Origin of the sequence: Dapis brunnea BLCC-M229, assembly GCF_050015995.1 — a bacterium.
In the GTDB taxonomy this organism is placed as follows: Bacteria; Cyanobacteriota; Cyanobacteriia; order Cyanobacteriales; family Microcoleaceae; genus Trichodesmium.
The window spans coordinates 1-11848 of the sequence record NZ_JBNHEP010000162.1 but is presented as its reverse complement, the minus strand read 5'-3'; the positions used below and the strand labels follow the sequence as shown (position 1 = coordinate 11848).

The 11848-nt window shown below is 34.2% G+C and carries 10 protein-coding genes; 3 read left to right on the top strand and 7 right to left on the bottom strand.

What is annotated here, in order from left to right:
* The coding region (locus tag ACP6PM_RS19050; protein WP_426587367.1) for a hypothetical protein at positions 1 to 404 on the top strand (404 nt) is incomplete at its 5' end.
* Positions 405 to 989: 585 nt separating this feature from the next.
* On the opposite strand, the gene ACP6PM_RS19045 is transcribed toward ACP6PM_RS19050, so the two are convergent.
* Together ACP6PM_RS19045 and ACP6PM_RS19040 are read right to left on the bottom strand one after the other, a co-directional pair.
* Entirely contained in the window at positions 990 to 1247 is a 258-nt protein-coding gene (locus ACP6PM_RS19045) for a carbohydrate porin (protein WP_426587365.1), read from the bottom strand.
* A 221-nt stretch (positions 1248 to 1468) separates the two neighbouring features.
* Complete coding sequence (locus ACP6PM_RS19040) at positions 1469 to 1606, bottom strand: hypothetical protein (protein ID WP_426587363.1); 138 nt, start codon at positions 1604 to 1606, stop codon at positions 1469 to 1471.
* Positions 1607 to 1631: 25 nt separating this feature from the next.
* Here ACP6PM_RS19040 and ACP6PM_RS19035 point away from each other — a divergent pair, with 25 nt between their 5' ends.
* The gene (locus tag ACP6PM_RS19035; protein ID WP_426587362.1) at positions 1632 to 1877 is read left to right on the top strand and encodes a hypothetical protein; all 246 of its coding nucleotides are present in this window, start codon (positions 1632 to 1634) and stop codon (positions 1875 to 1877) included.
* 123 nt (positions 1878 to 2000) lie between these two features.
* Here ACP6PM_RS19035 and ACP6PM_RS19030 read toward each other — a convergent pair whose 3' ends face one another.
* The 5 genes from ACP6PM_RS19030 to ACP6PM_RS19010 all read right to left on the bottom strand — a co-directional run bounded on the left by ACP6PM_RS19030 (position 2001) and on the right by ACP6PM_RS19010 (position 8676).
* Positions 2001 to 2258, bottom strand: coding sequence for a hypothetical protein (locus ACP6PM_RS19030; protein WP_426587360.1), 258 nt, complete (start codon positions 2256 to 2258; stop codon positions 2001 to 2003).
* A 1049-nt stretch (positions 2259 to 3307) separates the two neighbouring features.
* The gene (locus tag ACP6PM_RS19025) at positions 3308 to 4537 is read right to left on the bottom strand and encodes a methyltransferase domain-containing protein (protein ID WP_426587358.1); all 1230 of its coding nucleotides are present in this window, start codon (positions 4535 to 4537) and stop codon (positions 3308 to 3310) included.
* 1408 nt (positions 4538 to 5945) lie between these two features.
* A complete protein-coding gene (locus ACP6PM_RS19020; RefSeq protein ID WP_426587356.1) occupies positions 5946 to 6620 on the bottom strand; it encodes a response regulator transcription factor in 675 nt (224 codons plus the stop codon).
* A 27-nt stretch (positions 6621 to 6647) separates the two neighbouring features.
* Positions 6648 to 7247, bottom strand: coding sequence for a hypothetical protein (locus ACP6PM_RS19015; protein WP_426587354.1), 600 nt, complete (start codon positions 7245 to 7247; stop codon positions 6648 to 6650).
* A 613-nt stretch (positions 7248 to 7860) separates the two neighbouring features.
* A complete protein-coding gene (locus ACP6PM_RS19010; RefSeq protein ID WP_426587352.1) occupies positions 7861 to 8676 on the bottom strand; it encodes a DUF1838 domain-containing protein in 816 nt (271 codons plus the stop codon).
* 1328 nt (positions 8677 to 10004) lie between these two features.
* Here ACP6PM_RS19010 and ACP6PM_RS19005 point away from each other — a divergent pair.
* On the top strand, positions 10005 to 10805 hold the full coding sequence (locus ACP6PM_RS19005) for a DUF1838 family protein (RefSeq protein ID WP_426587350.1): 801 nt from the start codon (positions 10005 to 10007) through the stop codon (positions 10803 to 10805).
* The last annotated feature ends 1043 nt before the right edge of the window (positions 10806 to 11848 follow it).

Here is an 11848-nt window from a genome sequence, read left to right as displayed (position 1 = left end):
CAACTGACACTACCTCAACTACTGGTGAGGGTGATGGCACTGCAACCACTGAGACGACTGACACTACCTCAACTACTGGGGAGGGTGAAACAGATACATCATCAACTACTGACGCAACTGACACAATCCAAAAACCCATGGAATATCAGATTTATCAGGTAAAAGGTAATCCCACAATTAAAACTGGATATTCAGCGTCAGAATGGACTGCGGTTATTGCCGGATTTAATTGCGGAGCAAAGCAGAAACACAAAGCAACAGCATTAACGATCATGCCTATTGTAGATGATGGAGAATGGAAAATCAAGTGCGATATTAAAGATGCAGACGATCGCTATTGGGATGTAGCAGTTTTATTTATCAGGAATAATATGGTAAATAGGTTAAGCAATTTCTATCGTTAAATAGCTGTAATCTAAGACCGTATTTGATCTCAAATCTGTTTCCTTCTGAGTTTTATAAGAAACCGGGTTTATGGGAGACAGATATTGAGTATAGTAGTGCATTTCATATAAACCCGGTTTCTCTGTCTAATAGGGGTTTGGTCACCAACCCCCTACCAAACTTTGAGTTTTTATTAATACTGATGGTAAAATTTTATTCTCGAAATTTCAAGCATCTCTATTTTAGGAGGTACTGTTAATATCATGTCCGGATGAACAGTTATAAATAGACATCTCCGAAAAAGATATAGATTTTTTGTGGTCTAGTAGGGAACAGGGAACAGGGAACAGGGAACAGGGAACAGGGAACAGGGTATATATTTTCACGAAAAAGACACGAAAAATGATTTTGGAGAGTGAATTTTACAACTCTAGCTTGTCTTAAATAAAGAGCAAGTTTATTTTCTGGAGAGGTCTAATAATTGGGGAGTCCTCAGGAGTCAGGAGTCAGGAATCAGGAGGGAGAAGAGGAAGAGGAGAAAGTTTTTTTTATAACTAATTAAGCGGACATGATATAACTGATAACTGAAATGACTAACCTTAAACTTAAAATAGAAAAATAATCCGCACAATTCCTACAGTAATAGTGTCATTATCCTCTTCATGTTCGGGATTAATAACTACCAAAATTCCAGGATTAATCGAAATATTATCATTAATTTGATAACGATAAAAATCTTCTAAATGCCAAGCAGTATCATTATCTTGTTGAGCATTATCATTATCAATTACTTTAGGCGAACTTTCTATTACTAAACCAAGCAAACTACCCTCCTTACCTAAGTCAGTAAAACCGAAAGTCACCGCTTAAATTGCGGCAGTGGGAACTAAATTACCAAAAGGTGCATTTGCTCTTCTACTACCTGTTGCTGCACAGACAAATAATATCATGTCCGCTGGTATGGTCGCGTGTAAACCAACTGTGAATATCTAAAAGAAATTTAAGTTTTTTCTAACTTTCAAGCATTATTCCCTATTCCTTCCTTCCTTCTTCCCTCTTCCTTCTTCCTTCTTCCTTCCCTTCGCTATACAAAACCGATGTTACCGGACATGATATAACTTATTTTTAGGATAGAAAGAACGCACATAACTAATGCCAAAACGGAGGCGATCGCTCTACCAACAAATGGGCCATTACTACAGATAGGCCAGTCTTTTTTCATTAAACCTGAATAAAACTGAATAAACTTGAATAAAACTGAACTTTTAGGTATTGCTTTTGCTGAATATTTCAGCGATAGTAGTATTAACATTAGATATGTTAAACTTTTTGAAAAACCTCTAAAACTAGAAGTAGGTGACTCCATTAAAGTAAAAATTGAGAGGGATATTTCAACCACACAACCTAAATATGAGATTGATGCCACTATTGGCCAAAATGGGGGGAAGCGTATTGACAAAAAAAAGTTGTCAGCTATCTTGAAAATTACATAGCAAACAGCCAAGAGTTGTGCAAGTATCGATCCTACCTCACTTGTCCAGTTCAGTAATGATTTCGAGTATACTATTAGCAAGTACGTTGAAATTCAAGGATTTATTGACTGGTTCACCAAGTGTTCATTTTCCTAAATCTATTTGCTGTTGATTAGGAGGAGTTGTAAACCCAGTTTTATCAAGAATATAGACAACTCCAACTGATAAAATTGCCCCCACTACTAATCCAACTGCTATTAACATTAAAATAAACCGTTCTAGCATTACTTTAGTTTTAGGATTATAAGATTCTATGACTTCCATTTTGTCATTTTCATTTTCTTCTGACTCAACTAAATGATTATCAAGAGGTTGAGAATTGGAATTAGGGATTCTATTCATTGGTACTTAATATTCAACTATAACGCTTACTATCTTATCGTAGTTTTGACTAATATCATCTCTAGTGGAAGAGTTCTAAATAATTATAGAGGAGTCAGGTTTAAGAAGTACAGGAGTTATGGACTAATATCATCTCCAGTTAAATAGCTATAAATAATACTATGCCTGAAAAAATAAAACAACTTTACAAATAGTTTAGCTAAGGAAGAAGGAAGAAAAATAGTAAATTTTATCTGTCGCTCGACATTATAGCAATAAGTATTCAGGATTCAGCTATAGTAAAAACTATTACCTCTAAAGTGTTGAAGTTTTATAGCTATCAAACAGCTTAATGCGTAGTGCTATATAATAGCAATTTCATCAAATGTTGCTAAATTCAGTTTGTTGTTAAGTGCGAGAAGAAGCAGAAATATCTTAATAGTTTTCTAGAGGATTTTATTGTCATATAAAATCATTTTAATTAGGTATATAGCAGTTCTCATATTGATTTAGATACAGTTTTTTTCTCTTCCCTTCTGACTCCTAACTCCTCATACTAAATCCACTTGAATTAGAGGGTATTTTGTCAATTTATACCCTTTGATATATGGGATTGAGGATATGGGACAAGCCTACTTTTATACCCCGATTTGGCATAACTCCTAAGTGACTACCACGATGCTACCGAATTTGATACAAGTATAGCGCTGCACGCTCAGGTATTTACAATTTATAGCTCAAGGTACAGTAAGCGAAAAGGTCTACAAAAAATAATGTGTAAATACGCCAAAGTGCAATGCTATATCTTTTTTGGTGTTGGAGAATTTAGCTATAATTTTCTGTGCTTAGGGGATAGGGAATAGGGATTAGTTCATTCATGGGTAGGAACAGGAACAAGTAGTGAAAGGGGTATTTATAATTCATTGTTTGATTCACCAACGCCTGTTTTTTTTAATTTGGCATAATTTCTCAAAAAAACAGTAGAAACTAGAGACTAATTTCTACTGAGTTTAAATCAAGATAGTTTAGATTTATCTAAGTTCGTGACTTTAGCCTATTTTCTGCTAAATTCAGCAACCATCAGAAGGAGTACAACAATCACTATTATTATTAATACTTGTCAGTTGATAATCTAAGCCTTTAGTTTCTCTAGGATGCCGAGTTTTTCCATCTCTAGAGTTAAATTTTTCTGCCAAATCTAAAGGAATATTTGTATAAGGTTCAACAGGCAAAAAATCCTGATGATAAGGACCATTTTTATCTGTAAAAATCTGGAAAGTCTTATCACAGACAGCCATTCTTTTACCTCTATATAAAGTATGACCATCATCATCAACTACCTGTTTCCAAGGACCTTGATAAATCACAGCTTGATTCCGTTCTAAACATTCTCCTTCTTTCCCCTTAAAAGCACGAACTGTCAGAGAGCGAAATTCTATTCCATCAATTACTTGCCAAGGTTTTTCCTCACGTTTAAGAATTTCAATGCCATAAAAACCAGCTTCTTCAAACATTTCTAGAAAAACATCTTCTCGAAATGCTCCAGCAATACAGCCACTCCATAATTCTGGGTCGTTCATAATTTTTGGAGTGGGGTCTTCATCGCAGACAATATCAGAAATAACTGCTCGACCTCCTCGTTTCAATACTCTATGAATTTCCTGAAATAATTTCTGTTTGTCTTGGGGGCGGACTAAGTTCAACACACAATTAGAAATTACAACATCAACACTATTATCTGGAATCAAAGGTTGTTCTTTGCGAAGAGCATTACACTCATATTCAAAAGCAGCTAAAGCATCAACAGATGTAATTGGATTTGCCGTGAGCCAGTTTTCCACTAAGTCTAAATCTAAAGCTAAATCTTGAATTTTTCCCTTAACAAACTTAGTATTTTGATATCCAATTTTTGCAGCTATTTTATCTTGATATTTCCGAGCTAACCCCAACATATCATCATTAAAATCTACCCCTATTACTTGCCCCTCTGCACCAACTTTCTGAGCAATAATATAACAATTTTTTCCAGCACCCGAACCTAAATCTACAACTGTTTCTCCGGGGGATATATAGCGGGTAGGGTCTCCACAACCATAATCTTTTTCAATAATTTCTAGAGGTAAAATATCGAGATAGTTTTCTTCATAGTCAGTTGGGCAACATAGGTCAGGTTGTACCTGTTGAGCACCTTCTTGATAACGTTCTAAAACTGCACTTTCAATATGATAATTAGCAGTTGATTGTTCATTTGTAGTTGTATCGGTCATCGATAAATCTTGTTCAAAGTTTTCCAAATTCATTATATTTACCAAATAATTAAGCTAAGGAAGCAAACATTAAGCAAAAATTTACAAACTTTTGTCTAGACCTTGTATAATTTGCTCAAGTTATACCAGTTTCAAAAAATATCCCTATATTAACTTTTTCGCTTTAGGTAAGGTTGGCATAGAGAGAGCTAGTATTGTTAAATTTAAAGAGCAAAGGTAAATTTTTCTTAGTTCCCATTTCCCAGTTCCCTATATTTCTACTGTAACTATCTTTTTTGAATTTTGTATTATTTTTATTTAAAACACTTTTAGATGAGTATTTGCTGAGAAAAATTCAAAAATTAGATAAGAGCCATGAAAAAAATTTGGTCTTGAGAGCTAGTCAATTTGATTACTAAATTTATTTATAGAGCTTTAATTTTTTCTTCTTTATTCGTAAGCATTCAGCCGTCAGCTTTCAGCTTTCAGCGTTGCTGGTTTGTTGTATTTGGAGGAGGAATTAGGATTGAGGTAGTGCAAGAATTAAAAGTCTGGGTAAAAGCAAAATAATCAGCTAACTTTAGCTATTTAGGTTGATTTTTATTGCTGATAGCTGACTGCTAATAGCTGAATGGTTACCTTTCTTCAAGGTTGTAGAGAAAGGTTAATAGTTTCAAATAAATATAGCAGTTCTCAAATGGATGAGATACAGATTTTAGATTTGAGGGAATTAAGGAAGAGAAAAAAATACTGTACCTGATTAATATTATCCCTGCGATAACCTCGTTTCATCTAACACCTAATAGACAAGCTCTTTACTTAACCATTGCAATTAACAGCAATAGAGTTTTCATTAATGGATAATGGATAATTACCTCTGGTTAAAACCTTAACAGAATTGAATATAAGGAAATATCCTAGTGCAGGATGGCGGAAATAACTGACCAGTTACAAAATCCTAAAAGCCTTACTAACCAATACTTTTGATTTTTAAATGCATGAGTTTTAACTTCTGCGTAGTGGCACTAGCACTTTTCTCGAGGGGAGATTGGATATGGCGAGGAAACCTAGCCATCCCATCTACCAGGTCATGCTCCGCTTTCCGACCGCTTTTTCCTCTTGAAGGGGGAGGTTTTTAACCTGAATTATTTATTTAATTAATAATTATTAATTATTAATTATTCGGTAAAAGTCACCTAGTAAATAATTTTTCGTGCCTTTTTCTTAAAAATATCTTGCCTGTTGCCAAATTGAGCTTATCCAGCCAAAAATCTATATTTTTTCTGCCTAATACCAATTCACTTTAAAGATGTCAGAAATAGTTTCAAACTGCCTATGTGAAATAATTTTCTGAAATTACTGAGCGCGTCTTTCATGTCCCACAGGGAAAAGTTTTTGAGCCTATAAAATATTACTTTTAACTTTTAACTTTTAACTTTTAACTTCCGTGAAACGGTACAAGTTAATCTCGCAAAACATAACCTACCCCTCGCACAGTTTGAATTAAACGTTTTTCCTGATTAGCTTCTAACTTCAAACGTAAATAACGAATATAAACTTCAATAATATTAGAATCTCCCATAAAATCATAACCCCAGACAGTTTCCAAAATTCTATCTCTTGTCAAAACTTGTCGAGGATGAGCCATTAAATATTCCAATAAATCAAACTCTTTTGCTGTTAATTCAATTTCCCTATTACCGCGATAAACTTCCCTTGTACTTCGGTTTAAACTCAGGTCATCAAACATTAATAAATCGGGATTAGGTTCTTGAGTACGTCTGAGATGTGCCCGAACTCTAGCCAATAATTCTTCAACACTAAAAGGTTTTAACACATAATCATCAGCTCCAGCATCTAAACCAGCCACCCGATCGGTCACATCATCTTTAGCTGTTAACAAAATAACTGGTACTTTATCCCCAGTAGTTCGCAACCGACGACATAATTCTAACCCTGATAAACCTGGTAACATCCAGTCAAGAATTATCAAATCTGGCTTAATTTCCCGTGCGGTTGTTAGTCCAGTAAATCCATCATTAGCTACAGTTACTTGATAACCTTCATATTTAAGTTCTAGCTCTATAAATTGAGCTAGTTTTGCTTCATCTTCAACTATAAGAATCTGAGATGACATTTGCTTTTAAATCTCTATACTTTTCTATTATTCTACTATAGGAAAAACCTTCAGACCTTCAACAGTAATTTCAGAATTTATCGGAGGTTCTAAAGAAGGATTTGACGGGTAAACTTTACCATCAAATTTCAAAGTAATAGTCTCAGGTTTTGCTCCACCACCGCGTACCTCAACAACTAAATCTCGCCAACCATTAGTTTGAGTTTCACTAACTGTAAATGGCTGATGAATGAGACTAGAACTTGATATAAACTCAAACTTGTTTTCCCCACCCTGAAAAATAAATAAAGTACAACCTCCAGTGCCACACCAATCTTGTGTACTCATCAAAACCAAAGCATCTTTAATCCCATCATCATTTAAGTCAATATATTCTGTTTTGTAGTTTTGCTCAGTCTCTAAATTAACACCTAATTCTTGCAAATAAGAATTGAGTGCCTCAGTTAAATTATTCTGTGTTTTTTCATCTACATTTTCACCTGTTTTATTTAGAGAAATAGAATTAGAGGGAGACTCTTGTATTGGTGAAGATTGCGGATTTTCGGAAGTCGTATTTTCTGCTTGCTGACCACAACCAAAACTGACTAATAATATTCCACAAATAATACTTAATTTTATTGTATTCATGTTTTTTCAGATTCGAGTAAATTAAATATGCTCTATTCAGTTATCAGTTATCAGTTATCAGTGTAACAATGTTAAGAGCAAAATTTGATATTAGTATAGACCCTTAGAGCACAGCCAAGTATAGCATTTTCTTTGATAATTGGTATTAGGTCATATAGCACTACACAAATAGAGCAATGTTCAAACTTAGTCAGGAATTACTTCTAACTTATGACTTGCACGTAGCACTATACCTAATACCATTTTTTTGAAACAATCCTCTTGATAATTGTCTATCAAATCTTATTATTATAGGGATATTCCTCCTATTTATTAAGTGCAGTTTCAGATATACAGAAGTCTGGTTTATAACGAAAAGATCATAAATATTTGATGAGAAAAAAATCAACCCAACTTATCGACTTAGCTATATCTTATGAAATTGCTATTTAAGCATTCAGCAATTAGTCAAAAGTAAATACAGTTCTCTTTGATTAGGTAACTCAAATACTTCTATTAAAAATAAGTCAAACTAATATTTTTTTTAGTAACAAACCAGATTTATATTAGAAATATAAAGGCTGAAAAAACTAATAGCTGAGTGCTGATAGTTGAATGCTTAGATTGCTATTTATTATTCAACTTCCGGCGCCATAATTGGAAATTTTTCCCCTTTCAAATAAGCATCAAAATTTTGTTTAAAATAAATCCAAGAAGTTACATCATCCCGATCTAAAAGAGACTTAGCAGCATTTTTAAATAAAGGAACACGAGTATTAATTTCATCTTGAATTAATAAAGGTAATTCTGCCACACTAGCCACCTTCCCACCCCACGCACTATAAATGAGATGACCAGGGCGATCGCCCATTTTCATCCATGGCAACCAAGGACCAACTCTATCCCATGCCAACATTACCTTAGATACAGAAGTAGTCTCAGGATTTTGTAAATCTGCCGTAGGTACTGTCAACTTAAAAAGTTCGGTAGCTTGATAGAGAAGTTGGGGACTATATTCAGCAAACTTCGGGTCATCAGCGAGGGGGTTAGGATAGCTAGAAAATAGGTCAAACTTATAAGTAGTTAACTCCTCATTAACTAATGCTGGCATTGGCCTTTTAAATAATCCCTGTACCGGATTATTGGCCACATGAAGCACAGGCAAAATTTCATCAGTCCAAGGATTTTTCCAAGTATCCAACTTTTCTCCTGTTTCGGGGTCAAGATAAAAGGTCAGTTCCCTAGAAGTAAAATCCCAACCTCCCTCAGATTTCGGAATACATCTGGCCACACTCATCCCTACTATTTCAAACAAATGCTGTTTCGGTTCCCCTGGAATAAAGGAATAAACCGAACCATGCCAAGTCAGAAAAGATTGTTGAGCATCGGTACTAGCACGGACTTTCACCCAGTCTTTTGCCTCAAGTAGTTTTTTTGTGAGATTGACCATTCGTTTGCTTTTGTAATTTTTTGTCTATAATAATACAGTAATTAGCATTCAGCTACTTAGCTATAAGGTTGATTTTTTTCCTTTTGTTGTCTCCTTTGATGATTACTTACTTTAGTTTATTCAGTTAATAAATTCTAGATATCCTTGATTTTAAATCATTTTAATTAATTCCGATAAAAATAAATTTTATCAAAATAATTTGATCTAAAACTCCGCCTTTTAATAGGAAATGTTTTTGTAGGTTTGCTCTAAATCTCTCTGACAAAAAAAACTTATGACTTATGATATCAAATCCGCTTGGCAACGGAAGTGTTATAAGAAACCGGGTTTATAGGAGATAAATGTTATTATGATAGGCATTTCATATAAACCCGGTTTCTCTGGTTTATTTATACCGATGCTACCGGACTTGATATGACTTGGTTAACTTTTCTCTTATTAGTTTAAGACCGCACTTTCTACAGGGTTTATCAAATTGATTGGGCTTTGTAGAAGCGGGGCAGTTTGGTGAAAGTATCCCGATTAACTTTTCCCTTCTTTCTTTTTCCGTAAGCATTTCCTGCAGAATGAGGAGCTAAAACCAGTCATTTTTTATCTTGTCTGCTCGGAATGAACTGCGTTATTATAATTACAAATAGGTAATTCAAGAATTAATAATTAAATAATTCACGCCTTGAAGCCTCCCCTTGGATAGGGGAAAAAAAAGAAAATATTCCTTATATTCAATTCCCGAACGGTTAAAACCCGAGGTAATTATCCATTATCCATTATCCATTAATGAAGCTTGTCTTGTCTTGAAAGCAAAAATTATTATTGATATATTTGAGATACTGGAGAGTACAAAGTTCTCCCAAAGAATGATTGGCTTATCTGACTGAAAACATTACTGGAAAAGGCTTACAGCACCTACAGTTCGTTTGGGGAAAGTTTCTAACCTTTAGATACCTGAAAGCTATAGCTAGCAATAGTTATTCCTGGAACTTTGTACTGTCTAGTTGAGATAATTTCTAGTATAAATAAGTAGTTCAGGACTTACGCCAAGCTACTATATATAGAGTTCAAAAACTATAACGTTATAGTTTTTAACGCTATATATGTGGTCTCTGCGTAAGTCCTATAGTTCTTAAGTTAATATAAGTGTTCTTGAAAAATCCTTGCTTACAGCGCTTTTCAAATTGATGACCTCACGTCACAATCAAAACCCTGTAGGGGCGAATGGCCATTCGCCCCTACTGTGGTCTAAAGAAATGAAAACCGCTGTAATTCATAAAAAAGCTGATAGCTGATTGCTGATAGCTGAATGCTTATTCAATAAATAGGAGTAAATAATGGGTGAATATGCAACTGAATATGAATTTGATAACTTAAATTTTTATAGAGATAATAATGGTAAACAACTTTACTATAACTGGGGTGGAGAAGTTTGGTGGATAGAATCACCTGGAAAACCCAAAGAAAAGTTGTTTTCTATTATTGGTATGAATGCTACGAAAGTGTTTATTAAACCACATCCAGAATATGGGGAAGCAGGACAAAGAATTAATCGAGAAATTTGTTTATTTTGCGATCCTGATACTCAAGAAATATTGCATTATTGGCGACCAAGAGAAGGGGTAAAAGAAGTTCCAGTAGTGCATATTGCGAATCGCATGGTGCAGGGTTTTGTCTCACCTAAAAAAATTGTCATTCCTGAGAATTCTGGATATGTGCAAAAAGTCATAGAAATTCCTTTAGAATATCCTCACCCTTTAGCAAAGGAAAGTCAATATCAAGATTATTGCCCAGGAGAAAAGTTTAAGGGAGTTGAATATTTTACTTCCAGTGTAGCTCGACCAGGAGTAACAGAAATACCTTCTTCTGAATGGGCAAGAGATTGTCCGTGGATGCCTTGGATGAAATTAGGTTATGGTCATCCGGCTAGATTAAGGTTTGAAACGACTATTTCTAGAGTAGAATCTTTTGAAGAACTTCATCCTAATTTAGTGAAGTTGGTGAGAGAAAGATTGCCAATTTATGAATTTGCTCCTGATGAAAGTGATGAGCAAAATGTAACAAGTATTTTGTATTTTAAGAAGTATTTTGATGCTTATTTAAAGGGAGAAATTTTTCCAATTCCAGAAACTACTTAAGTCAAGCTTGACTACTGACAGTAGATGCCTAGTTAATGTGGTACAACTGACAGAATAAATATAGCAACGTGCGCTGGTATGTTTACATGGTACAAATCGTTACTAATGTAGTATATGTGAAAATATTGGTAATAGGTAGTATAGTCTCGTGCTACATTTAAAGACAATAGTAATATGTAAATATGTGAGCGCTCATTGCTATATTTCTTGCCTATTCCCTATTCCCTACTCCCTATTCCCTCTTTCAAAAAGTATTTTAAGAAGTATTTGATGCTTATTTAAAGGGAGAAATTTTTCCAATTCCAGAAACTACTTAGTCAGTATTCAGCAGTTAGCGATCAGCAGTCAGCCAAAAGCAAATACATCCCTCTCTAATTGGGTGACTCAAATACCTATATTAAAAATAAGTGAAAATCATAAATTTTGTTAGTAACAAACCCGGTTTATATTAGAAGTATAAAGGCTAAAAAAACTGTTTTGCTACGCGACATGAAAAAGGTCGTTCCTCCCCTGGAGAATAGCTGAATGCTTACAGTACTTAAGTCAAGCTTTACTACTTATAAATAATCAGGAGTAGGGAATTAGAAAAATAAAATTATATAAAAAAAGGTTTGAATTTTACAGTCGCCCTACCTACTAATATCATGTCCGGTTGAATAGTTATAATTAAAGCTTGTAGTAGGGCTTGAGCAACTTCTATAATTTAGGGCTAAAGCCCTACTACAAACAAAAATTTTTTTATCACTCATTATCCGGACATGATATAACAGGTCTTCTAACTGACTCCTTCTTCCATTCTGACTCTTGACTCCTGACCTCTAATTTCATATAATTAATTAATATGTAATACCATGTCCGTTGGTATCGTTTGTGTAAAAATTAAAGAAATATCTACCCTGGGTTTAAAGTTTTTCCTTCTCTCTTAGAACTTCTGACTTTTGACTTCGTTAATTTATCATCTCTTGCTTAAACAATAATCAAAATAATTATGTATCCACTCAATATGATGGGGTAGGGAATGATTATAACTGCCAAGACCAATC

Coding starts and splice junctions, on each gene's coding strand:
- ACP6PM_RS19040 (WP_426587363.1), bottom strand. CDS start 1,606: ATGAAAAAAGACTGGCCTATCTGTAGTAATGGCCCATTTGTTGGTAGA.
- ACP6PM_RS19030 (WP_426587360.1), bottom strand. CDS start 2,258: ATGAATAGAATCCCTAATTCCAATTCTCAACCTCTTGATAATCATTTA.
- ACP6PM_RS19025 (WP_426587358.1), bottom strand. CDS start 4,537: ATGAATTTGGAAAACTTTGAACAAGATTTATCGATGACCGATACAACT.
- ACP6PM_RS19020 (WP_426587356.1), bottom strand. CDS start 6,620: ATGTCATCTCAGATTCTTATAGTTGAAGATGAAGCAAAACTAGCTCAA.
- ACP6PM_RS19015 (WP_426587354.1), bottom strand. CDS start 7,247: ATGAATACAATAAAATTAAGTATTATTTGTGGAATATTATTAGTCAGT.
- ACP6PM_RS19010 (WP_426587352.1), bottom strand. CDS start 8,676: ATGGTCAATCTCACAAAAAAACTACTTGAGGCAAAAGACTGGGTGAAA.
- ACP6PM_RS19005 (WP_426587350.1), top strand. CDS start 10,005: ATGGGTGAATATGCAACTGAATATGAATTTGATAACTTAAATTTTTAT.